This window comes from Pseudoduganella sp. GW821-FHT12E03, assembly GCF_058807115.1.
The window spans coordinates 648208-673168 of the sequence record NZ_JBXAQJ010000003.1; the positions used below are offsets into that span (position 1 = coordinate 648208).

Annotated in this window: 23 protein-coding genes; 15 read left to right on the forward strand and 8 right to left on the reverse strand. The window is 61.3% G+C overall.

Translation table 11 applies throughout. The features are described 5' to 3' along the window. Positions 1–30: 30 nt before the first annotated feature. Positions 31–867 carry a xanthosine phosphorylase gene (xapA, locus tag AC1RRC_RS10575; RefSeq protein ID WP_493055413.1) on the reverse strand — a complete coding sequence of 279 codons (837 nt, stop codon included), beginning with the start codon at positions 865–867 and terminating at the stop codon, positions 31–33. 246 nt (positions 868–1113) lie between these two features. On the opposite strand from xapA, the gene AC1RRC_RS10580 reads away from it, so the two are divergent. The 6 genes from AC1RRC_RS10580 to AC1RRC_RS10605 all read left to right on the forward strand — a co-directional run bounded on the left by AC1RRC_RS10580 (position 1114) and on the right by AC1RRC_RS10605 (position 4974). Then, positions 1114–2241: a carbohydrate kinase gene (locus AC1RRC_RS10580; protein ID WP_493055414.1), complete on the forward strand. Its 1128-nt coding sequence runs from the start codon at positions 1114–1116 to the stop codon at positions 2239–2241. Between the two features lie 4 nt (positions 2242–2245). Next, a complete protein-coding gene (locus AC1RRC_RS10585; RefSeq protein ID WP_493055415.1) occupies positions 2246–3166 on the forward strand; it encodes a pseudouridine-5'-phosphate glycosidase in 921 nt (306 codons plus the stop codon). 59 nt (positions 3167–3225) lie between these two features. Continuing rightward, a complete protein-coding gene (locus AC1RRC_RS10590) occupies positions 3226–4128 on the forward strand; it encodes a LysR family transcriptional regulator (protein WP_493055416.1) in 903 nt (300 codons plus the stop codon). An 81-nt stretch (positions 4129–4209) separates the two neighbouring features. After that, on the forward strand, positions 4210–4431 hold the full coding sequence (locus tag AC1RRC_RS10595; RefSeq protein ID WP_493055417.1) for an AAA family ATPase: 222 nt from the start codon (positions 4210–4212) through the stop codon (positions 4429–4431). Then, positions 4407–4802, forward strand: a complete 396-nt coding sequence (locus tag AC1RRC_RS10600) for a hypothetical protein (protein ID WP_493055418.1) — start codon at positions 4407–4409, stop codon at positions 4800–4802. Before AC1RRC_RS10595 ends, AC1RRC_RS10600 begins: the two co-directional genes overlap by 25 nt. Next, positions 4789–4974, forward strand: coding sequence for a hypothetical protein (locus AC1RRC_RS10605; RefSeq protein ID WP_493055419.1), 186 nt, complete (start codon positions 4789–4791; stop codon positions 4972–4974). The genes AC1RRC_RS10600 and AC1RRC_RS10605 overlap by 14 nt, the downstream gene beginning before the upstream one ends. Positions 4975–4996: 22 nt before the next feature. Here AC1RRC_RS10605 and pcp read toward each other — a convergent pair whose 3' ends face one another. The 4 genes from pcp to AC1RRC_RS10625 form a co-directional block, all read right to left on the reverse strand. Then, entirely contained in the window at positions 4997–5665 is a 669-nt protein-coding gene (gene pcp, locus AC1RRC_RS10610) for a pyroglutamyl-peptidase I (RefSeq protein ID WP_493055420.1), read from the reverse strand. Positions 5666–5672: 7 nt separating this feature from the next. Next, positions 5673–6623: a DUF979 domain-containing protein gene (locus tag AC1RRC_RS10615; protein WP_493055421.1), complete on the reverse strand. Its 951-nt coding sequence runs from the start codon at positions 6621–6623 to the stop codon at positions 5673–5675. A 66-nt stretch (positions 6624–6689) separates the two neighbouring features. Continuing rightward, a complete protein-coding gene (locus AC1RRC_RS10620) occupies positions 6690–7424 on the reverse strand; it encodes a DUF969 domain-containing protein (protein ID WP_493055422.1) in 735 nt (244 codons plus the stop codon). Between the two features lie 97 nt (positions 7425–7521). Then, positions 7522–9780 (reverse strand): TonB-dependent receptor, encoded by a 2259-nt coding sequence (locus AC1RRC_RS10625; RefSeq protein WP_493055423.1) that lies wholly within the window; start codon positions 9778–9780, stop codon positions 7522–7524. 708 nt (positions 9781–10488) lie between these two features. Here AC1RRC_RS10625 and AC1RRC_RS10630 point away from each other — a divergent pair. From AC1RRC_RS10630 to AC1RRC_RS10670, 9 genes are all read left to right on the forward strand, one after another. Beyond that, on the forward strand, positions 10489–11484 hold the full coding sequence (locus AC1RRC_RS10630) for a BMP family lipoprotein (RefSeq protein WP_493055424.1): 996 nt from the start codon (positions 10489–10491) through the stop codon (positions 11482–11484). A 78-nt stretch (positions 11485–11562) separates the two neighbouring features. Next, entirely contained in the window at positions 11563–13110 is a 1548-nt protein-coding gene (locus AC1RRC_RS10635) for an ABC transporter ATP-binding protein (RefSeq protein ID WP_493055425.1), read from the forward strand. Beyond that, entirely contained in the window at positions 13107–14189 is a 1083-nt protein-coding gene (locus AC1RRC_RS10640) for an ABC transporter permease (RefSeq protein WP_493055426.1), read from the forward strand. Before AC1RRC_RS10635 ends, AC1RRC_RS10640 begins: the two co-directional genes overlap by 4 nt. Positions 14190–14193: 4 nt before the next feature. Next, a complete protein-coding gene (locus AC1RRC_RS10645; RefSeq protein ID WP_493055427.1) occupies positions 14194–15165 on the forward strand; it encodes an ABC transporter permease in 972 nt (323 codons plus the stop codon). Positions 15166–15262: 97 nt separating this feature from the next. Then, entirely contained in the window at positions 15263–18268 is a 3006-nt protein-coding gene (locus AC1RRC_RS10650) for a DUF4214 domain-containing protein (RefSeq protein ID WP_493055428.1), read from the forward strand. A 46-nt stretch (positions 18269–18314) separates the two neighbouring features. Further along, positions 18315–18740 carry a cupin domain-containing protein gene (locus tag AC1RRC_RS10655; protein ID WP_493055429.1) on the forward strand — a complete coding sequence of 142 codons (426 nt, stop codon included), beginning with the start codon at positions 18315–18317 and terminating at the stop codon, positions 18738–18740. Positions 18741–18765: 25 nt separating this feature from the next. Then, positions 18766–19458 (forward strand): glycine-rich domain-containing protein, encoded by a 693-nt coding sequence (locus tag AC1RRC_RS10660; protein ID WP_493055430.1) that lies wholly within the window; start codon positions 18766–18768, stop codon positions 19456–19458. Positions 19459–19532: 74 nt separating this feature from the next. Then, positions 19533–19946, forward strand: coding sequence for an MAPEG family protein (locus AC1RRC_RS10665; protein ID WP_493055431.1), 414 nt, complete (start codon positions 19533–19535; stop codon positions 19944–19946). Between the two features lie 120 nt (positions 19947–20066). Beyond that, positions 20067–20960, forward strand: a complete 894-nt coding sequence (locus AC1RRC_RS10670; protein WP_493055432.1) for a hypothetical protein — start codon at positions 20067–20069, stop codon at positions 20958–20960. Between the two features lie 3 nt (positions 20961–20963). Here the strand turns inward: AC1RRC_RS10670 and AC1RRC_RS10675 are convergent, their stop codons facing one another. The 3 genes from AC1RRC_RS10675 to AC1RRC_RS10685 are packed head-to-tail and all read right to left on the reverse strand — an operon-like array spanning position 20964 to position 24904. Beyond that, positions 20964–21944 (reverse strand): S1/P1 nuclease, encoded by a 981-nt coding sequence (locus AC1RRC_RS10675; protein ID WP_493055433.1) that lies wholly within the window; start codon positions 21942–21944, stop codon positions 20964–20966. Next, positions 21941–23155: a phospholipase D-like domain-containing protein gene (locus tag AC1RRC_RS10680; protein WP_493055434.1), complete on the reverse strand. Its 1215-nt coding sequence runs from the start codon at positions 23153–23155 to the stop codon at positions 21941–21943. Before AC1RRC_RS10680 ends, AC1RRC_RS10675 begins: the two co-directional genes overlap by 4 nt. 24 nt (positions 23156–23179) lie before the next feature. Then, positions 23180–24904, reverse strand: coding sequence for a bifunctional metallophosphatase/5'-nucleotidase (locus AC1RRC_RS10685; protein ID WP_493055435.1), 1725 nt, complete (start codon positions 24902–24904; stop codon positions 23180–23182). Positions 24905–24961: the final 57 nt, after the last annotated feature.

Below are 24961 nucleotides of genomic sequence, written 5' to 3' on the forward strand. Positions count from 1 at the left end.
GAAGGGCGGCCGAGCCGCCCTTCTTTTTGATTACGCGCGCGGCGTTTTCGCCACGTTCGCCAGGAACGCCAGGATCAGTTTCACCAGGCTTTCCGCGCCGATGGCCGCGTATTTCAGGGTCTGTTCGTGCGACAGCTGGAATGGCGACATGCCTTCGGCCAGGTTGGTCACCACCGATACGCCCATGACTTTCAAGCCGCAGTGGCGGGCCGGGATGACTTCCGGTACCACGGACATGCCCACCACGTCGGCGCCCAGCACTTTAAAGGCGCGGATTTCCGCAGCGGTTTCAAAGTTCGGGCCGGAGTACGCGATGTACACGCCATCGTGCAGGGTGATGCCGGTTTCCGCCGCCGTGGCTTTCAGCTGGTTGCGCAGGTCGGCGTCGTAGCAATTCGACATCGAGAAGAAGCGCGGGCCGAAACGCTCGTCGTTCGGGCCGATCATCGGCGTGCCCGGCAACAGGTTGATATGGTCGGTCAGCGCCACCAGCGAACCGGCATCGACTTCCGGACGCAGCGAACCGGCGGCATTGGTCACAAACAGGAAGTCCACGCCCAGCAATTTCAGGGTGCGCACGGCGGAGGTCATCACGCCCAGGCCATAGCCTTCGTAGAAGTGGCCGCGGCCTTTCAGGCACACCACCTGCACGCCGGACAAGGTGCCCAGCACCATCGCGCCGGCGTGGCCGTGCACGGTGCTGATCGGGAAACCTGGCAATTCATCGAACGGAATCGTCACCGCATCCTGCATTTGCTCAGCCAGCACGCCGAGGCCGGAACCGAGTACCAGCGCGAGACGGGGCTGGAAGTTCGCCGGCATGCGGGAACGGACAAGGGCGGCGGCCTGGTATGGAGCGTTGTTCATGAGGTTCCTCGTTATGGATTTATAGGTATAGGCGCTGTAGCGTGAAACCGCTTGCGCCAATGTGACTTTCGAGTGAAGCGATACTATGCAGTATTGGCTATATGTATGGCAAATACCATTTTTCTTTACTATTTATACGAACAGAGTATAAATAGCTAGTATAAACACTCCAGTGTGCACAGATTGACAGCAGCCAAACAAATGTCCACAATGATCGACAAATGTTTACCCAACATGAAGACTGCCGTGAACGACCTATCCAAAAAGGAACAGTTATACGAGCTGATACGGGCCAACCCCTTTGTATCGCAGCAAGACCTGGCGGTCGAACTGCGCCTGTCACGGTCCGCCGTGGCAGGCCACATTGCCAGCCTTATCCGTGAACGCCGCCTGCTAGGCCGCGCGTATGTCTTGCCGGGCAAGCGCCCGGTGATGTGCATTGGCGCCGCCAACCTGGACCGCAAACTCCGCTCGATTGCCCCCATGCAAATGGGAACTTCCAACCCCGCCACCGCCGAAGAAGTGTATGGCGGCGTGGCGCGCAATATCGCTGAAAACCTTGCCCGCCTGGGCTTGCCTGCCGCCCTGCTCACTGCCGTGGGCGACGATGCCGCCGGCATGTCGCTGCTGCAACACGCGGAAGATACCGGCATCGATGCGCGCGGCACCTTGAAACTCGCCAATACCTACAGCGGCACCTACACCGCCGTGCTGGACGAACGCGGCGAAATGCTGCTGGCGCTGGCCGACATGGCGCTCTATGACCAGCTGACGCCGGACTTCCTGGCCAGCCGCGCGCCACAGCGCACCGCCGCCGCCATGGTGGTGGCCGACTTGAACTTGCCGGAGGATAGCGTTGCCACCTTGCTGGACGACGCCCGTGTCGGCGCCGCCCCGCTGATTATCGTGGCCGTGTCGCAGCCGAAAATGGCGCGCCTGCCACGGGACTTGCACGGCTGCCGCCTGCTGATCCTGAACCGCGCCGAACTGGAAACCCGCGTCGGCCGCAAGCTGGCCGATGAACTGGCTGTCGGCCAGGCCTGCCGCGACGTGCAGGCGCAAGGCGCCCAGGATGTCATCGTCACCTGCGGCAGCGAAGGCGTGTATTACACGCACCCGGACGGCGTGGACTGGCTGCCGGCGCCGCAAGTGGACGTCATCGATGTGACGGGCGCGGGCGACGCCTTCTCGGCCGGCGTCTGCTGGTCGCTGTACCAGGGCAATGGCGATTTGTCGCTGGCGTGCCGCCGTGGTTTAAAAGTGGCGGCCATGACCCTGGAAAGCCCCGATAGCGTGTCGCCCTTGCTGGCGGCCGATATCCTTGATGAAATCAACGAATTCACTGCCGAATTCGCTTCCACCTTGCAGGACTGACGCCATGCACCAATTCCTCTTGTTCTCGCCTGAAGTGGCCAATGCCCGCGCCGCCGGCAAACCCATCGTCGCGCTGGAATCGACCATCATTTCGCACGGCATGCCTTATCCGCAAAACGTGCAGACGGCGCGCGAAGTGGAGCAACTGATCCGCGACGCTGGCGCCGTCCCGGCCACGATCGCCATCATTGGCGGCAAGATTTGCATCGGCCTGTCGGACGACCAACTGGAAACCCTGGGCAATTCGCCGGACGCCATGAAAGTGTCGCGCCGCGATTTACCGTACGTGCTGTCCACCGGCAAGCTGGGCGCCACCACCGTGGCGGCCACCATGATTTGCGCGCAACTGGCGGGCATCGCCGTGTTTGTCACGGGCGGCATCGGCGGCGTGCACCGGGGCGCGGAAACGTCGTTCGACATTTCCGCCGACTTGCAGGAACTGGCGCAGACCTCGGTGGCGGTGGTGTGCGCGGGCGTGAAATCCATCCTCGACATCGGCCTGACCCTGGAATACCTGGAAACCCACGGCGTCCCCGTGGTGACGGTGGGCCAGCCCGGCTTCCCGGCCTTCTTCACCCGCGACAGCGGCTTTAACGGCGACTTCCAGCTCGATACGCCGGCCGAACAAGCCGCGTTCATCCACACCAAGTGGCAACTGGGCCTGAAAGGCGGCATCGTGGTCAGCGCACCGGTGCCGGCCCATGAAGCCATGCCGAAAGATGAGATCGACGCCATCATTGCCCAAGCCTTGAATGAAGCGCGCGACCAGGGCGTGACGGGCAAGAAAGTTACGCCGTTCCTGCTGGCCCGCATCAAGCAGCTGACGTCGGGCCGCAGCCTGGTCACCAATATCGCGCTGGTGAAAAACAATGCGCGGGTGGGCGCTGAACTGGCCCGCGCCCTGCTGGAGCATCCCGTCGCGTAAGCACGCAACGCCACCAGGTAACATCAGCAAGCAACATCAGCACGCAAGCCGAGTCCATCATGTCCATCGACCTGAAACAGTTACGCTACTTCCTCGCCGTTGCAGAAGAAAAGAGTTTCAGCCGCGCCGCTGAACGGCTGCATATTTCGCAGCCGCCCTTGTCGCAACAGATCATGAAGCTGGAAAGCGAGCTGGGCGTCAAACTGTTCGCGCGCACCACCCGCACCTTTGAATTGACGGTGGCGGGCAAGGCGCTGATGAATGAAGCGGCGGATTTGCTGTCGAAAATGCGCATGACGATCGACACCATCCGCCAGATCGACCGGGGCGAAGTGGGCCGCCTGCGCGTGGGCATCGTCGGCTCCGCGATGTGGGGCCCGATTCCCACCATGCTGGAAGAATTCCAGAGCAAATACCCGCGCGTCACGTGGACCATCCACGAATACGGCCCCACCGTGCAATACGACGCGCTGCGCGCCAAGCAAATTGACGTCGGCTTCTGGCGCGAACCGAAGCTCGATGAAGACGACCTGAAAAACGATAACCTGCGCCAGGAACTGTGCTTCCGCGAAAACATCTGCGTCGCCATCAATGAGCACCACCCGCTGGCGAAAATGGACGCCATCGAATTGATGGATATCGCCGACGAACCGATGCTGACCCTGGCGCTGGATAAATCGGCCTTCCCCCGCTACCTGATCCAGTGCTGCGTCAAGGCCGGCTTCCAGCCGCAAATCTTCCAGGAAGCCAACGAGCCGCAAACCTTGCTGGCCATGGTCGGCGCCGGCCTCGGCGTGGCGCTGCTGCCGGAAACCACCAGCCGCATCGGCTGGCCCGGCGTGGTGTTCGTGCCGATCCGCACCAATCCACCGTCGGCTAATCTGTACATCACGTACACCACCCTGGATGATGCGCCAGTGGTGCGGGCGTTTTTGAATATCCTGAATCCGCCGACGGCTTGATCGACCAGTTTTCTTCTCCGGGCGCAAGCTATTGCACCCGCCTGCTATGATGTGGTTTTAGCGACTTAGCGCCCCCCCAACATGGACATACGTCCTCAACTGGTCGTAGTCGGCGGACCTAACGGTTCTGGCAAATCAACTTTCGCCCGTAGCTACGCGCAAACCGCTGGCATTCCCTATTTGGGTGCTGATGACATTGCATTCGAGCTTTCGCCAGATGACCCATTTGCGGTACGGTCGCGGCAGGACGTGAATTCAGCCGCCGCCTCTCCAACGCATTGGAACACGGGAAGTCTCTGGTAATTGAATCGACCTTGGCCGGGGCAAGCCTTGCTCGAAGCATAGCCAAGGCTCGAACGGCTGGATACGAAACTACTTGCATCCTTGTCTTTTTGGACAGTGAAGAATTGTGCCTGCGGCGAATCAGTGAGCGAGTTGCCCAAGGTGGACATGACGTACCCGAAGTCGATGTACGCCGCAGATTTGGCCGAGTCTTCCCCGTCTTCTGGCACCACTATTTGCCGCTGTCAGACCGAAGTCTGGTCGTGTTTAATGGCGGCGAGTCCTTCCTCATCGTTGCTGAATCAGAGAACAGTAACTGGGAAGTCTATGATGCTAATATGTGGGAAAAATTTACGGATTTAACGAAGGATTCAAGTCATGACAGTGAATAAAGGCGAACGCTGGTCTGCACAGTTCGCTCGCATTGGCAATCAAGCTGTACGCGAAGCACAGGCCAAGAACCGCCAGTTAGGGATTCCCAACTGGTATTCCCTCAATGGCAGACTGGTCAGCGATACCGGTGTCGTTGAAACGATTGCCACACCTCCTGCGACACCTGCCTGAACAAGTCACACCGGAGCTGCGTTCAATGCGTGGCCCCGCCAAACTCCCGCACATCAAGATCGACCGCCAGCGCGGTCTGGATGGCAATTTTCAAACCTTCCACCACATCAGTCAACGCCATGCTGGGCGCCCCCGGATGGCGCGCGGCCTGCTGCGGCAAGTACGGAATGTGGATGAACCCCGCCCGCAGCGGCGCGAAGCCACCGGCTTTTTGCCGCGCGGCGGCAATATGCATCAAACCATAAAACACGTGGTTGCAGACAAATGTGCCAGCCGTCTGCGACACCGACGACGGCAAGCCGGCCGCGCGCAACTCGTGCACGATGGCCTTGATCGGCAACGTGGAAAAATACGCGGCCGGGCCGTCGGGCATTACCGGCTGGTCGACCAGCTGGCGCTGCAGGTTGTCGGGAATCGGCGCATCGTCGACATTGATGGCGATCCGCTCGACCGACAGGTCGCAGCGCCCGCCAGCCTGCCCCACCGCGATGACAATCGACGGGTTGTATTCGTTGACGGCCGCCGCCATTTCCGCAATCGACTGGCCGAACACGCAGGCCAGCTGCTTCGCTTCCACCGTAAAGCCATCCCCGCCCCAGCCGGCGAGCGCCCGCACGGCTTCCCACGCGGGATTGATTGGTTCCTTGTTGAACGGTTCAAAGCCCGTCAACAGTACGGTCTTCTTGCTCATGGCGCCCTCACATCAGGAAATACAGCAACAGGATATTCGCCGCCAGCAGCGGCAATGCGGTCGGAATTTGCGCCTTGATGACGGCATGCCGGTCCGGCAAGTCCAGCAAGGCGACCGGCACCACATTGAAGTTGGCCGCCATCGGCGTCATCAGGGTGCCACAGTAACCGGAAAACATGCCGATTGCCGCCATCACGGCGGGATTCGCGTGATAGACGCCCACCAGCACGGGAATGCCGACGCCGCCCGCCATAACGGGGAACGCGGCAAAGCCATTGCCCATCACGATGGTAAACAGCGCCATGCCGCCGCAATAGACGGACACCGCCACCAGTTTCCAGTCCATGTTGATGGTCGACGTGCTGACATGGGCCACCGCCTTGCCGACACCGGCTTCGGAAAACAGCAGGCCCAGTACCGCCAGCATGTGCGGCAACACAATCGCCCAGCCCATCGCATCGACCATGCGGCGGAATTCGCGCGCGCCCTGTAGCGGCGTGGTGCGCAAGGTGCGGCAGGCAATGACCAGCGCCAGCACGGACGCCACGCCCAGCGCCGCCAGGGTCAGGTGCTTCTGGTCGAACAGGAACAAGCCGCCGACCTTGACGTCTTTCAGCAGGGTCGAACACGCCATCGTGACGGCGGGAATCACCAGCGCCGGTATAAACAGTTGATGGCCCAGGCGCTGCGCATGGGCGCGCCGCTCGGATTCCGGCAACACCGCGGGCTTGCCCATGCGCACACCGCCAAAGCCGGCCAGCAGCGCCATCGCCACCATCAGCGCGCCGGCCCACGCGGGCGGCAACGCCTCGCCGCCCAGGTACGCGGTGGCGTACAGCGCCCAGAACAGCGCCGTGGTCCAGCGGCGCGGATTGGATTTGTCGAGCACTGTCAGCACCGACAGCAGCGCCAGCATGCCGCCCAGCAGCAGGTAAAAATAATCAAGCTTAAAAATCACGCCATGCTCCCTCCCGGGTGCCGGCCGGACAGGCGGCAACCGGATACATCGTCTCGGCCGCGCGCATCACAACGCACTCCCATGCTGCCGGCCCGCCACCGCCGCTTCGGCGGCCGCCACCATTTCACGCTGCAGTTCGCGGTCCAGCCGCCGCAAATTCCAGGCATGGATCACCCAGGCGCAGATCGCGGTCGGGATACCCCACAGGGCGATGTGCAGCGGGTCGACTTCGATGCCCTCGCCGCGCAGGATGGTTTGCATCAGCACGATGGCGCCAAAGGCGACGAAGATATCCTCGCCAAAGAACAGGCCCACGTTATCGGTAGCGGCCGCCATCGCGCGCACCTTGTGGCGCAAGCGGTCGCTGATGCCGGGATGACGGTTTTCCGCCGCGCCTTCGGCCATCGGCGCCACCAGCGGGCGCACCATGTTCGGGTGTCCGCCCAGGCTGGTCAGCCCCAGCGCGGCGGCGGCTTCGCGCACCGTCAGGTACACGATCAGGATGCGGCCGGCCGTGGCGCCCCGCACCCTGGCAATCACGGCCTGCGCATGCTCGCGCAAGCCAAAGCGCTCCAGCAAGCCGATCGCGGCCAGCGGCAACAGGTAAATCAGGGGCAGGTTGCGGGTCTTGATGAAGGCCGTGCCCAGCGACGCCAGCAGGGCTTCCATGGGCATGGCGGCGGCCAGGCCAGTGGTGAAGCAGGCGGCCACCACCACCAGCACCGGATGCGCGCGCAGGACGAATCCCGCGACAATCACGGCCACACCCAGCAAGGGCCATAAATTTACAGCGGACTGCATGACGTCTCCTTATTTGAGGAGCGCATATCGTAACGCAAAGAACGAAAAAAAAGCCCGCACATCTTGCGATGTGCGGGCTTTCACATGCTTACAACAATCAGAACGTGGCCTTGAACTGCACGCCGTAGGTGCGTGGTTCGTTCAGGATACCGGTCAGGTTGTTGAAGTCGATCGCGCCAACCGACTGGATACGGTTGGTGATGTTGCGGCCGTACGCGGCGATTTCATACTTGTCCCATTTGTAGCCCACGCGCAGGCCGCCTTCGGTCATCGGCTTGCCGGTGTATTCCTTGGCTTCGTACAGGAAGAAGTTGTACTTGCTGCGGTAAGTCCAGTCGGTGTAAGCGTACAGCTCGCCATTGCCCAGGTCGGTGCTGTACTTCAGGGTGAAGTTATGCTGCCACTTCGGTGCGCGCGGCATGGCGTTGCCGTTGATGCTGGCGGTGCCTGCGAACGGGCCGGCCGGATCGGTCACGGTGCAAGGCGCGCCGCACTGCGATACGAACAGCGACGGATCCTTGATCTCGGTGTCGTTGTATGACGAACCGAAGCTGGTGGTGAAGCCATTACCCAGGTTGGCCTGGAAGTCCACTTCCACGCCCTGGCCGATGGCTTCATCCGCGTTGATCAGGCGGTTCATGTTGACGGTGCCCGAACCCGCGGTCAGCTGCTTGTCCTTGACCTTGTAGTGGAACACCGTGGCGGACATGCGCGCACGGCGGTCGAACAAGTCTTGCTTGACGCCGGCTTCAAACGACAGCACTTTTTCAGCTTGCGCCATGGTCGGCAAGTCGGTCAGGCCGAACAGGCGGCCCTGCATCGACGGTGCGCGGTAGCCGGTGGCCACGCGGCCGAACACGTTGGTGTCCTTGTCGACGGTGTAGGTGCCGGACAGGTCCCAGCTGAAGTTGGTCGAATCGCTGGCCAGCGTGTGGCGCGAGGTCGTCGCTTCCACGCGCGACGCCAGGAAGTCCTTCTTGTCTTTCGTGTAGCGCACGCCGCCACGCAGTTTCAGGCGGTCCGACACGGTGTAGTTGGCGGTGCCGAACAGTGCGAACGATTCCGCGCTCTGGAACTGGCGCGCGTAGAACGGATTTTGCGGGTTGCCCTTGGCCAGCGAATCAAAGCTGATCGAATCGATCTGGATGTCTTCGTTGAAGTAGTAGGCGCCGGCAATCCACTGCAGCGGACCGGTTGCCACGGATTCCGCGCGGAACTCTTGCGTGAACTGGCGGTGGTTCGGGATCAAGTCGGCGGTTTCAACCAGGAACGGGATGAAGCCAGGGCCCATCGGCGGCGCGTACGACGCGCCAAAGCCGCCGTCCACGTCGGCACGGCTGAACAGTTTCAGGGTGTCGTAGCCGGTGATCGAGTGCAGGGTCACGCCTGGCAAGTCCCAGCGCAGGCGCGCGCTGCCGCCGCGCACGCGCAGCCACTGCTCGTTGACGCCGTCGGTCGGGTACGACGCGTAGTCGAAGCCGTCCACCAGGTCATTGGTGCCTTTTTTCAGGATGTTGGCGCGGAACAGGGTCGCGGTGCCGTCCATGGTGCGGGCGTGCACGTTGAACAGGGCCGAGAAATCACGCGATGGCTTGATCAGCGCCTGGATACGGGCCGAGTGGTCGTCGTAGCCCTCGAAGTTCTGGGTGCCGGTGGCGCGGCCGTTATGCACGCGGTCGCCACGGTGCTGGCTCTGGCCCGCAAAACGCAGCGCCACGGTATCGGAGACTGGCAGGTTGTACGCACCTTCCAGGTTGCGGACACTGTCCTTGCCGAAGCCAGCCGAGAAGTAGCCTTCGGTCTTGAAGACCGGCTTGGCGGAATCGAACTTGATCACGCCGGCCGGGGAGTTACGGCCGAACAGCGTGCCCTGCGGGCCGCGCAGCACTTCCACCTGGTCCACGTCGAACACCGGGAAACCCTTCAGCATCGGGTTTTCCATCACGATGTCGTCCATCACCAGGCCGACCGGCTGCGATGCGTTCAAGTCGAAGTCGGTGTTGCCCAGACCGCGGATATAGAAGCGCGGGAAGGTACGGCCGTAATCGGATTCCACGTTCAGCGACGGCGAGCGGCCTGCCAGGAAACGGATGTCCTGGCCGCCGGACGTCAGCACGTCGAGCTTTTCACCCTTGACGGTGGCAATCGCCATCGGCACGTCTTTAATGTTTTCCGCGCGGCGCTGCGCCGTCACGATCACGGTTTCCAGCTGGCCGTCCGTCTTTTTCGCGGCGCTGACCGGGGCGGCGGCTTCCTGAGCCTGGCCTTCATCAGCGTACGCGTAATGCAGCGGGAATGCCGCGGCAACAGCCAGTGCGATCAGCGTACGACTTGCGTACGTATTCTTGTTCGTCATAAACCAACTCCTTGTGGGGGGTGCAACACCAGTTATAAAAATTCTGTAGGCGGACTTCGTGGGTCCGATAACGCTGCCGGTGCAATCCGCCCTGGTGGCGAATCGCCGCGCGCGGCGCGTTGGGTGTTCCGTTCAATACCTCGTAAAGCTTTGCAAAAAGCAAAGAAAAAACGACGTAAGGGCGCATCCTAGCACGAATTGTTTTGACGGAAAATTACGGAAAACCCCATTTCTATTTATATTTTCATCATATAAATAACCAACGAAAAACGTATTTGCCATACATATATGCGCTCATGCATAGTAAGGGACTATCCAAGCGCTATGCAGAGTGCCCGGAAAATGCTAGGAGGGCGATTCTTCAGAGGAGAATTGCCTGCGGCAGCGGGAAAATAGCGGATGGCGGCGGTGGGCTGGACTGCGTTTTTCGTGTCGATTTACTATCACGAAACCACGAAATTTGTAAAAAAGCCACAGTCAATTGTTTGAGAAATATTTCCAGATTGTTGCATCAGAACCACAGACGCCGAAACAAACAAACTGACAGTTACAAATTAGTGACCGGGTCGCAGCCATGTTTTTGGTACGGCCGTGCTAAAAAGATAAATAAACTACTATAAATCAGGCGTTTGGCGTGGCGAAAACTCTTAAAAGGGGTTTTTCCACCCCCAAAAAATATACAATATCGAACTTCCAGGGAGCCAACTCATGAAAATCAAACAACTGTGCGTCGCAGTTTCCGCCATGTGTGTCGCAGCAGGCGCTTCCGCCGCGGACCCGAAACTAGGCATCGTCTACGATGCGGGCGGCAAGTTCGACAAATCGTTCAACCAGTCCGCTTTTGAAGGCGCGCAGCGCTTCCAGAAAGAGACCGGCATCAAATTCATCGAAGTGCAAGCCAGCAGCGATACGCAGGCCGAGCAGGTGCTGCGCGGCCTGGCCCGCAAAAACCTGGACTTGATCGCTTCGATCGGCTTCGCCCAGACGCAAGCCGTGCAAAAGGTCGCCAAGGAATTCCCGAAAGTCCGCTTTGTGCTGATCGACGGCGTGGCGCAAGGCGCCAACGTCAACTCGATCACCTTCAAGGAAGAAGAAGGTTCGTACCTGGCCGGCGTGGCCGGCGCCATGGCGTCGAAATCCAAGAAGCTGGGCTTCATCGGCGGCATCGACATCCCGCTGATCCGCACCTTCGCCTGCGGCTATGCGCAAGGCGCGAAATCGGTCGACAAGAAATCCGAAGTATTCTCGAACATGGTCGGCACCACCGCCGCCGCCTGGAACGACCCTGCCAAGGGCGGCGAACTGGCGCGCTCGCAATTCGAACGCGGCGTGGACGTGGTGTTCGCGGTGGCCGGCGGTTCCGGTAACGGCGTGCTGCAAACCGCCAAGGAAAAAGGCAAGCTGTCGATCGGCGTCGATTCGAACCAGAACAGCCTGTATCCAGGCAGCGTGCTGACCTCGATGGTCAAGAACGTGGGTAACGCCGTATATGACTCGTTCATGCAGCAAAAGAACGGCACCTGGCAAGCCGGCGTCTCCGCCAAGGGCTTGAAAGAAGGCGGCGTGGACTGGGCGCTCGATGAGCACAACCGCAAGCTGATCACCCCTGAAATCGAAAAGAAAGTCCTGGCTGCACGCAAGGATATTATCGATGGCAAAGTCAAGGTCATCGACATCCGCACGGGCGTTGCCTGCCCAGCCTGATCATGTCATTCCAGAGAACGCGCCGGCGGGGTCTTCCCGTTCGGCGCGTTTTTTAATCCCCTACCCTCCAGTGATCCTATGCACCCAGCAGTAGAATTTCGCGGCATTTCCAAGCAATTTGGGGCGGTGAAAGCGAACACGGACGTCAGTTTTTCGATTGCCAAGGGGGCCATCCACGGCCTCGTGGGCGAGAATGGCGCCGGCAAATCGACCCTGATGAGCATCCTGTATGGATACTACCGCGCCGACAGCGGCGATATCCTGCTCGACGGACAAGTCCAGTCCATCCACAGTTCCCACCAGGCCATCGCGCTCGGCATCGGCATGGTGCACCAGCACTTCATGTTGGTTGAAAACATGACGGTGCTCGACAACGTGATGCTGGGCGCCGAAGGCGGCTTCAAGCTGGCTGGCCAGCGCGCCGGGGTGGAAGCCAAACTGCGCGAGATCTGCACGCGCTACCGGCTTGACGTCGATCCGCTGGCCACCATCCACGACCTGTCGGTCGGGGCGCAGCAGCGGGTGGAAATCCTCAAGCAGATTTACCGCAGCGCGAACATCCTGATCCTCGATGAGCCGACCGCCGTGCTGACGGCGCAGGAAACCGCATCGCTGTTCGAGATCCTGCGCCTGTTCAAGGAACAGGGTAAAACCATCATCCTGATCACCCACAAGCTGCAGGAAATCATGGACATCACGGATACCGTGACCGTGATGCGCGGCGGGAAAGTCGTGGGCGCGGTGCAGACCGCGCAAACCTCGAAGGAAGAACTGGCCAACATGATGGTGGGCCGCCCGATCGAGAACAACCTGCCGCGCGGCGCGTATAACCCGGGCCAGCCGGTGCTGGAAGTGCGCGACCTGGAACTCAAGGACGGCAACGGCGTCACCCTGCTGAACAAGTTGAATTTCACCTTGCGCGCGGGCGAGATCGTCGCCATTGCCGGCGTGTCCGGCAATGGCCAGAGCGAACTGATGGAAATCCTGTCCGGCATGCGTTTGCCGACCTCGGGCGAATTGAAGTTCGAAGGCAAGGCCCTGCCCGGGTCGGATTCAAATCGCGGCCGCGGCGACGCCGATGGCCTGCCGCGCACCTTCCGTGAACTGGGCATCGGCCACGTGCCGGAAGACCGCTTGCGCGATGGCGTGATCAAAGGCTTTTCCGTCATGCACAACACCTTCTTCGGCCACCAGGATGACAAGGCGCTCAAGAACCGCTGGGGCCTGATCGACTTCAAGGGCATTGCCGAGCGCTGCGCCGGCTTGCTGCAAACGTTCGACGTGCGCCCGGCCAATCCGGATTTGCGCATCGGCCTGCTGTCCGGAGGTAACCAGCAAAAAGTCGTGATTGCGCGCGAAGTGCTGGCCAATCCCAAGCTGATGCTGGTGGGCCAGCCCACCCGTGGCGTGGACATCGGCACCATCGAAGCCATCCACCGCCAGTTGCTGGCACTGCGCGACGCCGGCATGGCGATCCTGCTGGTGTCGGTGGAACTGGAAGAAGTCCGCGCGCTGGCCGACCGCATCCTCGTGATGTGCGGCGGCAGCATCACGGGTGAATTGAAAATCGACGAATTCGACACGACTCGCATCGGTCTGCTGATGGGAGGCATGCATAAATCATGACGACTAACGATATGCCACGCTGGGCCACGGGCTTTGTCCTGCCCGTACTGAATTTGCTGTCCGCGCTGCTGGTGGCGGCGCTGGTGATCCACATGCTGGGCGAAGACCCGGTGGACTCGCTGCGCATCCTGGTCAACAGCGCCATCATCAATCCGGAAGGCTTGAGCTATACGCTGTTCTACGCCTCGACGTATGTGTTCACGGGACTGGCCGTGTCGCTCGCGATGCAGGCCGGCCTGTTCAACATCGGCGCGGAAGGTCAGATGTATTTCGGCGGCCTGGGACTGACGCTGGTGATGATTAACTTTGACGCCGCACTGCCTTGGTATCTGCTGATCCCTGCCGGCATGATCGGCGCCGCGCTGTTCGGCGCACTGTGGGCGTACATCCCCGGCTACCTGCAAGCCAAACGAGGTTCGCACATCGTGGTCACCACGATCATGTTCAACTTCATCGCGGCATCGCTGATGAATTTCATCATCGTCAAATACCTGATTCCGCCAGGCGAGCAAAACACCGCATCGCGCGTGTTCTCGGCCGCGGCGGAAATGCCGCGCCTGAACGCGTGGTTCCCGGTGCTGGGTGAAACACCGCTTAATATCGGCTTCTTCCTCGCCATCCTGGCGCTGGTGGTGTATGGCGTGGTCATGGGCCGCTCCGCCTGGGGCTACAAGGTGCGCGCGCTGGGCCTGAACCAGCACGCCGCCCATTATGCCGGCGTCAAGATCAGCGCCATGATCATCCTTGTCATGGCGCTCTCAGGCGCATTGGCCGGACTGGGCGCAGTCAATTCCATCATGGGTTCCACCCACTACCTGTCGCTGAACTTCGTCGGCGGCGCCGGCTTTATCGGGATCGCGATCGCGCTGATGGGGCGCCAGCACCCGGTCGGCATTTTCCTGTCGTCGGTCCTGTTCGGTGCGCTGATCCAGGGCGGCTTCGACCTGTCGCTGGAAAAACCGAACATCCCGACTGAAACCTTCATCTTCATCCAGGGTTTGATCATCCTGTTCTGCGGCGCGATGGAAAACCTGTATGCGCCGGCTATTCTCAAACTGATCAAGTCGCGCAAGGGCTGACACCATGACTTTTGAAGACCTCCACCTCGGCTCCATCATCGTGTCCACCGTGCGCAACGCGCCGGTGCTGATTTTCGCCGCCATGGCCGGCCTGTTTGCCGAACGCTCCGGCGTCATCGACATCGGCCTCGAAGGCAAGATCCTGGCGTCCGCGTTCGTCTCGGCCGCCGTGGCGTTTGCCACGCAAAATCCCTGGTATGGCGTGGCGGCAGGCGTCGCCGTGTCCGTCGTGCTGGCCACCCTGCAAGGCTATGTCGCCATCACGCAAAAGGGCAACCAGCTGGTGGGCGGCATTGCGATTAACATCGCGATGAGCGGCCTGACCTTCGTGGTCGCGCAATTCTTCTTCCAGCAGGGTGGCCGCACGCCGGACTTGGGCGAAGCGCGCCTGTTTGACGTGGTGCTGCCGGGCAGCGCCGCTATTGCGGACATTCCCTTCCTCGGCTGGTTCTATACCAAGCTGATCGGCGGTCATTCGGTACTGGTATACTTGGCGTTTGCGCTGGTGCCGCTGGTGCACTGGGTGCTGTACCACACCAGCTTCGGCCTGCGCCTGCGCGCCTGCGGTGAAAACCCGCACGCGGCCGATGCGGCCGGCGTCTCGGTGGAATGGACCCGCTACCGCGCGATGATCATTGCCGGCGTACTGTGCTCGTTCTCGGGCGCGTATCTGGCCATCGTGCAGAGCGGCTTCTTCCTGCGCGACATGTCGGCCGGCGCCGGCTACCTGGCGCTGACCGCCATGGTGTTCGGCAACTGGCGTCCGGTGTACACCTTCCTCGGCTGCCTGATGTTCGGCTTCTTCGGCGCGGTGCAAATCCAGCTCGAAGGCGTGGACTTGCCGGTGATCGGCCGCATCCCGGGCGCGCTGATCCAGATGGTGCCGTATGTCGTGACCGTGGTGGTGCTGGCGGGCCTGATGGCCAAGTCGGTGGCGCCGAAAGCCATTGGCGTGCCGTTTGTGAAGTCGCGCTAAACTACACATCCGGCACTCAGTGCCGGGCGCCAGTCAAAGCGAGCGGACCTTCGGGTCCGCTTTTTGTTATTCATAATTTTTACTTGCAGAACCAACAATGGCAACCCAAGACGACTATGGCAGCGGCGCCGCCACCAAAGGTGTTCTCCCCACAGGCGGCAGCGTTCAAGGCACACTGGAAGACCGTGACGACAGCGATTCCTTCGCTGTGACGCTGACCGGCGGGATCAGTTACACCTTCAGTCTGGCGGGGGGCGCCTACCCTGACTTTTTCCTGGAAGATGGTACAGGCAAGACACTGGCCAGGCCGATATGGGATACAAAGTTTGACTACACGCCGGCCATCTCCGGCACGTATTACGTCACATACAAAGCCGATTCCGCCAGCACCGGAGTCACATACAAGATCAGTTCAGGCTACGCAACGGATGACGTCGCGGGCAATGCATCAACGGCAGGGTCCATGACCGCCGGCGTGAAAAAAAGCGGCGCTATTGATACATCCGGCGACCGCGACTGGTACAAAATCACGCTGGCAGCGGGAACCATTTACAAGTTCGAGTTGACAGAGGGCGCGTTCAGGGAGCTCAACGACAACGCCATCCATAACTACGCCAAATCCACGCTGATGTTGATGGACGCGTCCGGCAAGCTGCTTCAAAGCCAGGAAAGTGGCTACTACTCCGCATCGTTCAACTACATTTCCGGCGCTGCGGGAACATATTATGTGGGCGTGAAAGGACTGGAAAGCGTCGTGGGAACGTATGAGCTGACTGCGACCCAAAGGAGCGACGATTTCACCGCTGCCACCAATACTACCGGGATTCTTGCCGTCGGCAGCACGGCACAAGCTACCTTGTCCCCGGGAATCGAGGATGCGGACTGGTTCAAAGTCACACTCGACGCCAACAATACCTACACGTTCAACCTGACCAATAGCGGCGGAACCAGCCAGTTCCCTACAATGATGGAGCTGCAGGTAATGGATGCAGGAGGCAGTCTGGTGCGAAGCTCAAGCTACGCCGCCGCGCCGCAACTGGCTTTTGATCCCAAGACATCCGGCACCTACTACATCCAGGTCCGAGGAGTGGGACAATTGGGTGAAACCTATACGCTGAACCTGTCCCGCACCGGCACCGACGGCAATGGCAGCGGCACCATTGACATGCCTGCCTTGGGCACTGCGATCTCCGGCAAACTGGAAACCGCCGGCGACGTGGATTGGTACCGGATCAACCTTGAAAAAGGCATCAATTACCGGCTCACCGCCGAGACGTCTTTCACGGACAGAATCTATGGTTTCTACGATGCGAACAGCAAGCCGCTTGATGGCGACTTCGATGGCATGCTGACTTACACGCCTGCGGCAAGTGGCACTTACTATGTCGGGATGCAGTCACTGTCCCATGCCACTGGCAGCTACACCATCACTGCCTATAGCGACGATTACAAAGGAAATGCGCAGACCAGCGGCAAACTGGCCATTGGCACACCGGGTTACGGAAAACACGAGTCGCCATACGACGAGGACTGGTTTGCAATCCAATTGCAAGCGGGAACCGCCTATGTCGTCAAGGCGGCTGACACTGGCAATGAGAAGGTCACTTCGACCCTGGCCATCCTGGACGCCTACGGTTCGCGGCTCAGCACCACGTATCGCGACGCCAGCACACCGGAACTGATGTCATGGTTCACGCCAACGAAAACCGGCACCTATTTTGTCAGCGTCAACAGCTCCTACCAAAGCCCGGGCAGCTATGTACTCACGGCGAACGTGGCGGCCAAGGATGACTATCCCGCTGACAGCACTTCATCGGCACGACTGACCACCACCGCATCGCTGCGAGGCAACATTGAGACGCCCAATGACGACGACTGGGTTGGCATTCCGGTCGTTGCAGGCAACAGCTACAGCATTGATATAAAAGGGACTGCCACCGACGGCGCCGACCTGCCGATGACGCCATCCCTGGCCGCCGGACCTGGCGCAGAATGGTTTGCCAACTTTAATGCGGCACTTGCCTCCGGCAGCAGACGGTTTACCTTTTATGCGGCCGATACCGGTATCGCTTATATCGATGCAGGTAATCTTTATCGCAAGACCGGCACATACAGCCTCAGTCTGGTCAATCATGGCAACGACGACTACGGCCTTCAAGGCCGCGCCGGCCAGCTGCACAGCGGCGGCGCGCTCACGGGGAAAATAGATTTCGCGGGCGACCAGGACTGGATGAAAATTTCGCTGCAGGCGGGCGTCAAGTACCGCTTCATCATGACGCGGCAGGATACGCAGACAGGCAGTACCCTGTTAATGATGCGGGATGACTATTCCTTCGTCACTGGCGCCACCCATGTCACCGAGGACACATTGGCGACGTTCGACTATTCGCCAGCGGCCAGCGGGACCTTTTACCTTGTCGCCTCCGGCGCCATGGAACAGACTGGCCGCTACAGTGTTCTTGCCGGCAGTATCAGCCCGGATGCGCAGACACTGACTGGCGCCAGCGGCAATGATGTATTTACTGGCACGTATCGGGGCGATACCATCCGTGGGGACTTGGGATTGGATACGGTACGCTATGGCGGGCCGCGCAGCGCCCTGGTCCTCAACAAAACCGATCAGTTCCACACCGTGAACAGCGCCGGCGGCAGCCAGGCTGCCGACCTGCTGTACGGCATCGAACGCCTGGAATTTTCGGACGGTGCCATTGCGCTGGACCTCAACGGCACTGGCGGACAGGCCTACCGTTTGTATCAAGCCGCATTCGACCGCAAACCCGACGAAGCCGGCGTGGGCTATTGGCTGTCCATGATGGACAAGGGGTCGTCCCTGTACGAAGTCGCGCGCAATTTCATGGCAAGCCAGGAATTTATCGGCAAATACGGCGCCAGCCCCAGCAATAGCCAGTTCGTCGACATCCTGTATCAGAACGTGCTGCACCGTGCACCCGATCAGGCCGGCCGCAGCTACTGGATCGACGTCCTCGATAAAGGGAACGCGCGGGAAGGCGTGCTGGCGTCATTCAGTGAAAGCGCTGAAAACAAGGCCACGGTGGCCGAGGCGATCGGATTGGGGTTTGCCTATCAACCGTTTTTGCAATAGCCGGGCAGATCGACACTTCCCGCATCCACCACGGAGACAACACGAAATGAAAAAAATCACCGCGGCCCTGCTGGCCGCCCTACTGCTGCCGCAAGCGTACGCGCTCGACCAGTCCGCCGCCGTCAAGGCATCCACCGTACTGAAAACGCAAACCAGCTGGGACGGCAAGCCGCTGGCGTACCCGCAGGGCCAGGCGCAAGTGACGGGCATGCTGATTGAAATCGCCCCCGGCAACGAAACCGGCTGGCATTTGCACACGGTGCCATCGTTTGCCATGGTGACCGAAGGCGAGCTGGAAGTGCATTTGAAGGATGGTTCCGTCAAACGCCTGAAGGCGGGCGACATGCTGGCCGAAGTGGTCAATACCCCGCACAATGGCCGCAATGTCGGCAAGGGACCGGTCAAGCTGGTGGTGGTTTACACTGGTGCGGCCGACAGCAAACTCACGGTGATGGAAACAGCACAACCCTGACCTGACCTTTTCATGAGGTGCATCGATGGCTATCCCCGCCCTGCTCGCCTGCCTGCTGTTCGCCGGTTTCAGCGTCCACCTGTGGCGCCGCAATGTGCGGCTGAAGCGGGAAGGTTTTATCCGCACCTTTGACTTGCCGAAAGGCTTGTTCGACAAGCTCGTCAAACGCCACCCGCACCTGACCGTGCGCGATTGCCAGCTGGTGTCGCACGGCTTGCGGCAATTTTTCCTGGCGCATTTGAAGTCGGGCCGCATGTACGTGTCCATGCCGTCGCAGGTGGCGGATGACCTGTGGCACGAATTCATCCTGTACACCAAGAACTACGAGCAATTCTGCAACCAGGCCTTCGGCCGCTTCCTGCACCATACGCCGGCCGAAGTGCTGGACAAGGCCAAGCGCAATAACGACGGCATCCGCCGCTGCTGGCGCTATGCGTGCCTGGAAGAAAACATCAATCCGAAGTCCCCGACTCGCCTGCCGCTGCTGTTTGCCCTGGACACCAAGCTGGGGATCGCCGGCGGCTTTATCTATGCGCTCGATTGCGCCACGTTGCGTAACGACGATGGCACGGTCCATTGCGGCGCCGATCTGTCCAGTTGCGGCGGCGGCAGTGGCTGTGGCGGCGGTTCGTCCAGCGATTCCGGCGGCGATGGCGGCGGCTCGGACGGCGGCAGCGGGTGTGGTGGTGGCGGTTGCGGCGGTGGCGGCGGCGACTGAACCGGGAGGCGGGTAAGCTGGCGCGATATCGGGCCTATACTATGCCCTCCGCCACGAGCGCTGACCACAAGCCCATGAAATCCATTTTTTATCCCGTCGTCCTGCTTGCCGTCTGGACTTTGCTGGTCCAGGTTGCCGTTGCCTTCGCCCGCGTGCGCGCCGGCGTGCATCGCCGCATCCGCGTCGATGATTTCAAATACGGCGAATCGCCCACGGTACCACCCGACGTCTGCCTGCCCAACCGCAATTACATGAATCTGCTGGAAGCGCCGGTGCTGTTTTACGTCGCCTGCATCGTGCTGTTCGTCACGGCCAGCGTCACGCATGCTGCCACCATGCTGGCCTGGCTGTATGTCGCGCTGCGCATTGTCCACAGCCTGATTCACCTGTCGTACAACGACGTCATGCACCGGCTGGCCGCATTCGGCGCCGGCAACGTGGTGCTGGCCATACTCTGGCTGATGGTCGGATTGCATTTGGCCAGCTAAGGGAGACCGGCCTTGCGCATGATCTGTCTACAACACTAGCTTGCTGCAATCGGAAGGCGGTGGCACACTGGTTCCACAATGGCCCCGCCCCTGCCAATCCAACCGCCACTGGCGTATCCGATGACACGCCGGCACTGTCTGGCCACCGCGCTGTCCGCCGCGATGTGCACCGTGGCGCGCGCCGCCGCGCCCAAACCTTCCACCGCAATCATTTACCCGTTGCACCTGGGCGCCTATGACGCCCGCTATGACTACGATTGGCTGGTGCTGCGCACGGCGCTGGAAAAAACCGCCGCTACGCATGGCCCTTTCAGCATGACGCAGTTTTCCGAAGCCATGTCGCCCCAGCGGGTGGCGCAGGAACTGGCGCTGCCCCAAGGCCGCATCAACGTAATGGCGCGCGCGGCATCGCCGGAATTCGACCGCAATTTCATGACGGTCAGGATCCCGATCGATAAAGGCTTGCTGGGCTACCGCGTGCTACTGGTGCGCAAAGAAGATTTGCCCCGTTTTGCCCAGGTGCGTGGCGTGCAGGATTTGCGCAAGCTGCGCGCCGGCATGGGCAAAGGCTGGGCCGACGTCGCGGTGCTGGCTCATGCGGGCTTGCCTGTGGTGGAGGGGAGCGCCCATGAAAACCTGTATGCGATGCTGCTGGCGAACCGCTTTGATTATTTCGCGCGGGGCGTCGATGAAGCCCAGTGGGAAATCAAGGAATACGGGTCGCGTTTCCCGCACATGGTAATAGAACCGACCCTGCTGCTGCGCTACCCGCTGCCGCGCTACCTGTACCTGCGGCGCGATGCGGAAGGCGAAGCGCTGGCGCGCCGCCTGACAGCGGGCCTGGAAACCATGGTGCGCGATGGCACGCTCGATGCGCTGTTCCGGCAGCACAAGGGACCGGTCATCGAACCGCTGCACCTGGACAAACGGCGCTTGCTGACCCTGACCAATCCGGGCTTGCAAGACACGCCGCAACAGCGGCCGGAGTTGTGGTATGCGCCGGGCGGCAAATAAGGCTTACGGCCAGATCGCCTGCAGCATCCCAGCAAAGCGGATACCGGCCTTGGCCAATTGTTCCTTCGCGATCGCCGACGACGTCACCGCATAATCGTCCGGTGCCGTGACTGGCCACGACACTTTGGTTTCCCTGGTCGGCACCGCCTGCATCGGCCCCACCTTCAAGCCCGCATGGGCGCGTTTCGAGACCGCCAGCGCTTCGGCCGCCAGCAAAGGCGCCCATTCCGCCGGGTCGCCGCCGAATTCCGCCACCACCGGCTTGCCCGCCAGTGCGATACGCGCATACTGTTCCGGCGTCTGCGCTTCAACCCGCTTCATCGCATACTCGACCAGCAAGTGATCCCAGTAATTGTGCAGCGAACGGCTGCCCTCCAGCAGCAGCGCATTGCCGCCCGCCGTGCTGAACACGGCCACGTCATCGACCTGCTCCGGCTTCACCGGCGCCACATACGCACCTTGCTTGTCCAGGTAAGCATTGCCCACATGCAGCGGCTGGTGCATGTCACCCGCCAGGTGCGCCAACAACAGCAAGGCCTGGCGTTTCGTGAACTTATGCGGGTTGACGGCCGCGCCATCCTTGCCCTGCAACACCCACACCGCCTGGCGCATCGATTGCACGATGTCGTGCCCTTTGGCGCCCACCGCCCGCTGTTGGTATTCCAGCGCCTGGAACGGCAAATTCGTATAGTGGTACTCGGCGTGCTGCGGATTGGCTTGCACGTACGCCAGCATTTCCGCCGTTTGCGGGCCGCACGCGTCGCCTTTCACGCAATCCATCCACACGGCGGCCTTTTCCAGGCTTTCACCAGGCAACAGCAAGGCCTTCACCTGCTTTTCCGCATTGGTGCCCCGGATCAGTTGGTCGGCAATCGCACCCACCGTACGGTGGCCATCATAGCCCCACGCCAGCGCCGGGGACGACGCGCACAGCGCCACGACACCCAGCGCGCCCAGCGCCGCACCTGCGAACCGCCGCATCATTCTTCCTTGCCCTTGGCAGGTTTCGGATACTGTTTATTGACGTCCAGCGGCGCCGCGTACTGCGAGCTCCACAATTGTTCATGCAAGGCCGCCACGCGCTGCGCCATGGCGGGATTGCGCAGCACCATTTCCAGGTTGCGCGACATGTCGAAATAGCCGCCGGCCCAGTTGCTGGTGCCAACCCACGCCAGCTTGCCGTCGATGCTCATGGTCTTGCTGTGGATCACGCGGGCAAAGGGAATAAAACCATCCGCCGCCTGCGGCAACGTCACCACGCGGATTTCCACGTTCGGCACCATGGCCAGGCTTTTCAGGTAATCGATGGCGGGCTTTTCGGTATTCCAGTTCGACACCATCAATTTGATTTTCACGCCGCGCTGCGCCGCCGCGCGCACCGCGTTGTCGATCACCGGATAATAGGGCCGCGTGCCTTTCGGGCCATACGACAGCGGCGCGTAATCCATCACCTGTATCCGCACTTCGCTTTGCGCTTCCGCCAGCATGGCCGGCAAGCCGCGCTCGGAATCGGCCACGCCGGGCGGGTTGTACGGATATGGGCTGGCCATCAGGAACGCATCCGGCGCGTAATTCGCGCTGCTGGCCGCCTGCGCGACCGGCGCCACGGATTTGCCTTGCGCCAGTTGCGCCTGCGCGCGCCAGTCCTGTTCAAAGATGGCCTGGACCTGCGCCACGACTTTGGGGTCCGTGATGCGCAAGCCGGTTTCATGAATGTGCGTAAACGAGCGCCAGTCGAAGTTCTGGCTGCCCAGGAAGGCCACTTGTTTGTCCACCGCCAGGTATTTCGCGTGGATGATGCCATTGCCCATCAACTGGCTGAAATCGAGGATGCGCAATTCCAGGTTCGGGATGGCTTTCAAGCGTTCGATGGTCGGCGCTTCCGACAGGTTGATGCCCTTCTTGTCGAGCAGGAAGCGGATTTTCACACCGCGCTTGCCGGCAGCTTCCAGCCGCTCGAACACGCGCTCGAATGGCGAACCGGGTTTCACCACCGCGTAGAACTGGCCGATGACGATTTCCTTTTTCGCATTGTCGAACAGTTCGCTCCAGACCGTGGCGGTGTCGCGCAAGTCCGGGTTCGGCAGCGCGGTTTCCACCGGGTGCGTCAAGACCAGCTCATAGCCGGAAATGGAAAAATCAGCGCGCGCGCAGGTCGTTGCGGCGAGCAGGGAAACAAGTAACAGTTTGCGCATGGTCAGCACTCCGGTGGATTGTGGTTATTTGGCGCGGCCGGCGCGCACGATCCGGCCCGCGTCCGTTGTCGCGCCCGCCGGCTTGCCGGCGCGGTCGCGGCTGGTGATGTAATCGGCCAGCGCATCGATGTCGCGGATATTGGTCGGGGCGCTGTTGGTTGCACGCTTGAACGTCGGGAACGAATCGCCGCCTTCGGCCAGGAAGTGATTGATGGCGACGCGGTAAGTACTGTCCTTGTCAATTTGCACGCCGTTCAGCAGCACGCTCTTATCGACAATACGCATGCCTTCCGGACGCGCGGGGTTCCATTGATAGGTAAAGCCATTTGATACCTGCAGCAAGCCGCGCGTGACGTGGCGGCCGGCCATGAACTGTTCTTCCAGCACGGCGTAAATTTGCGCGCCCGTCATGTTCACCACTTCCAGCATATTCCCGAACGGCAGCACGGCCTGCAAATGGCCCAGGTTCGCCACGTTGCCGGCGCCGGTGCGCAGCGAGGTGCGGATGCCGCCCCGGTTCATGAAGGCGATTTGCGCGCCATAGGAACGGGCGCCGTGCAGCATCGAGTCGGCAATCAGGTCGCCCAGCGCGGTTTCATCGACATGGTCATCATTGATCCGCTCCAGCGTGTCCACCGCCAGCCGCGCCACCGGGCGCGCCAGCGCCTCGCCGCTGCGGGTGCGCACGGTTTGCAGGAAATTGTCCATCGCCGCGTCAGGCGGAAAGACGCCCTGCTCCAGCACCACGTTGCTGGCGCGTTCGCGCACCACCCGGCCGGTGGCGCGGTCGATATCGATGGCGATGCGCGACATCACGTGGCCGCCCATTTCCGCCTGCGTCACGAGGCGGCCATCGACCCGGCACAAATACCCCTTGTGCGAATGGCCGCTGACGATCACGCGGATCGCGGGATCGAGTCTTTTCACGACCTCGACAATCGGCCCCTTCAAGTCGGCGCAATCGGGCTGTTGCGGCGCGGACGGAGTGCGCCCACCTTCATGGATCAGCACCACATAGGCATGCACGCCCTGTGCGCGCAACTCCGGCAAGACGCGGTTGATCGATTGCGCTTCATCGGCAAAGTTCAGGCCGGCCACGCCGGATGCCAGCACGGTGGAAGTCGCATCCTTCAACACGGCGCCAATGAAGGCGACCTTCACACCACGCACTTCTTCGATGCGGTACGCGGGCAGGAAGGGTTTGTTGGTGACCATGTCAAACACATTGGCCGCCAGGTACTGGAATTTCGCGCCCGGCCAAGCGCCGTCAAAGCGGCACGCCTTGTCCGGACGGGGCGACACGCAGCCGCCCTTTTGCTGGCGCAGCAATTCCACCCGGCCCGCATCGAATTCATGGTTACCAACCGAACTGGCGCGCAGGCCCAGCCGGTCCATTGCCGCCAGGGTCGGTTCATCGGCCCACATCAGCGACAGCGCCGGGCTGGCGCCCACCAGGTCGCCCGCCGCCACCAGCAGCAAATCCGGGTCTTCGCGGCGCCAGGCGTTGAGCGCGCCGGCGATCGTGGCGATGCCGCCGGCCGTGACGGTGCGTTCCTTGCCGGCCGCATCGGTATACGTGACCTTGCTGGGCTCCAGGTGGCCGTGGAAGTCGTTCAAGGTGGCCAGCTGGATGGTGGCGATGGCGGGATCAAGCGGCTTGTGCTGGGCGCAGCCGGACAGCAGGGCAGCCAGCAGCGTGGTCAATACTGGAGTCAGCAGCGTGGCGCGGAATATCGGTTGTGGCTTCATTGCAGGATATCGGGAACAGGTGCCGTTATTGTAGCGCCCGGTCTATGCCGTCCGGCG

Excerpts from the sequence above, each read along its gene's own strand:
- AC1RRC_RS10605 (WP_493055419.1), top strand. The coding sequence starts at position 4,789 with ATGACAGTGAATAAAGGCGAACGCTGGTCTGCACAGTTCGCTCGCATT.
- AC1RRC_RS10665 (WP_493055431.1), top strand. The coding sequence starts at position 19,533 with ATGAAATCCATTTTTTATCCCGTCGTCCTGCTTGCCGTCTGGACTTTG.
- AC1RRC_RS10630 (WP_493055424.1), top strand. The coding sequence starts at position 10,489 with ATGAAAATCAAACAACTGTGCGTCGCAGTTTCCGCCATGTGTGTCGCA.
- AC1RRC_RS10620 (WP_493055422.1), bottom strand. The coding sequence starts at position 7,424 with ATGCAGTCCGCTGTAAATTTATGGCCCTTGCTGGGTGTGGCCGTGATT.
- AC1RRC_RS10590 (WP_493055416.1), top strand. The coding sequence starts at position 3,226 with ATGTCCATCGACCTGAAACAGTTACGCTACTTCCTCGCCGTTGCAGAA.
- AC1RRC_RS10645 (WP_493055427.1), top strand. The coding sequence starts at position 14,194 with ATGACTTTTGAAGACCTCCACCTCGGCTCCATCATCGTGTCCACCGTG.
- pcp (WP_493055420.1), bottom strand. The coding sequence starts at position 5,665 with ATGAGCAAGAAGACCGTACTGTTGACGGGCTTTGAACCGTTCAACAAG.
- AC1RRC_RS10585 (WP_493055415.1), top strand. The coding sequence starts at position 2,246 with ATGCACCAATTCCTCTTGTTCTCGCCTGAAGTGGCCAATGCCCGCGCC.
- AC1RRC_RS10640 (WP_493055426.1), top strand. The coding sequence starts at position 13,107 with ATGACGACTAACGATATGCCACGCTGGGCCACGGGCTTTGTCCTGCCC.
- xapA (WP_493055413.1), bottom strand. The coding sequence starts at position 867 with ATGAACAACGCTCCATACCAGGCCGCCGCCCTTGTCCGTTCCCGCATG.
- AC1RRC_RS10680 (WP_493055434.1), bottom strand. The coding sequence starts at position 23,155 with ATGCGCAAACTGTTACTTGTTTCCCTGCTCGCCGCAACGACCTGCGCG.
- AC1RRC_RS10655 (WP_493055429.1), top strand. The coding sequence starts at position 18,315 with ATGAAAAAAATCACCGCGGCCCTGCTGGCCGCCCTACTGCTGCCGCAA.
- AC1RRC_RS10625 (WP_493055423.1), bottom strand. The coding sequence starts at position 9,780 with ATGACGAACAAGAATACGTACGCAAGTCGTACGCTGATCGCACTGGCT.
- AC1RRC_RS10670 (WP_493055432.1), top strand. The coding sequence starts at position 20,067 with ATGACACGCCGGCACTGTCTGGCCACCGCGCTGTCCGCCGCGATGTGC.
- AC1RRC_RS10650 (WP_493055428.1), top strand. The coding sequence starts at position 15,263 with ATGGCAACCCAAGACGACTATGGCAGCGGCGCCGCCACCAAAGGTGTT.
- AC1RRC_RS10685 (WP_493055435.1), bottom strand. The coding sequence starts at position 24,904 with ATGAAGCCACAACCGATATTCCGCGCCACGCTGCTGACTCCAGTATTG.
- AC1RRC_RS10675 (WP_493055433.1), bottom strand. The coding sequence starts at position 21,944 with ATGATGCGGCGGTTCGCAGGTGCGGCGCTGGGCGCGCTGGGTGTCGTG.
- AC1RRC_RS10660 (WP_493055430.1), top strand. The coding sequence starts at position 18,766 with ATGGCTATCCCCGCCCTGCTCGCCTGCCTGCTGTTCGCCGGTTTCAGC.
- AC1RRC_RS10635 (WP_493055425.1), top strand. The coding sequence starts at position 11,563 with ATGCACCCAGCAGTAGAATTTCGCGGCATTTCCAAGCAATTTGGGGCG.
- AC1RRC_RS10595 (WP_493055417.1), top strand. The coding sequence starts at position 4,210 with ATGGACATACGTCCTCAACTGGTCGTAGTCGGCGGACCTAACGGTTCT.